Consider the following 726-nt stretch of genomic DNA (forward strand, 5'->3'; position numbering starts at 1 on the left):
CGCTCCAACGAAGGGAGCAACGTCGGAATCATTACCTTGAGCCGCTTGCCGCAGATCCGATCCGAGGCCTCTGTGTGTACCGAAAACTTAAGCTCGGGCGTAGTGGTGATGAAGTCCGCCCAGGATGGGGCGTGAACTGATCGCACCGGTTCGCTGAACCGGGCGAGAAATCGGCGCGTCCTTGTTCAAGGATCGATGCGTTCTGACGTTATTGTAATAGTCGGCGTAGGATTGCAGAACCCGACGCAGATGCGCCTCGCCCAAAACAATGACGTGGTCCAAACACTCACGCCGGATCGATCCGATCAGCCGTTCGGCAAAGCCATTCTGCCAAGGCGAGGCTGGTGCGGTAGGCTTGTCCCGGATGCCCATGGCGCGCAATCGGCGCGTGACAAGGCTGCCATAGATCCGGTCGCGATCGCGGATGAGGTAGTGCGGAGCCTCATCCCAAGGAAATGCCTCCGTGATTTGACGTGCAACCCATTCCGCCGCCGGATTTGCTGTGACGTTGATCCAGACGAGGTCTCTGCGGTCGAGTCGGACAATGACAAAGGCATAGAGCAGGTCGAAACCGACGGTGGGAACAACGAACAAATCCATGGCGGCAATGTCCGGCGCGTGATTACGCAAGAAGATGCGCCATCCCTGGCTGGGTGGCCCGCGTCGCTTCACCATGTACTTGGCGACGCTGGACTGCGCGACCTCGAACCCGAGCTTGAGCAGTTC

1 protein-coding gene is annotated in these 726 nt (G+C 59.1%); it reads right to left on the reverse strand.

Annotated elements, in window-relative coordinates:
• Positions 1–87: 87 nt before the first annotated feature.
• Positions 88–726 (reverse strand): integrase core domain-containing protein (locus OZ411_RS42965; RefSeq protein WP_282532803.1); only part of this gene is annotated, 639 nt, incomplete at its 5' end.

The sequence above is a fragment of the Bradyrhizobium sp. Arg237L genome (assembly GCF_029990105.1).
GTDB lineage: Bacteria > Pseudomonadota > Alphaproteobacteria > Rhizobiales > Xanthobacteraceae > Bradyrhizobium.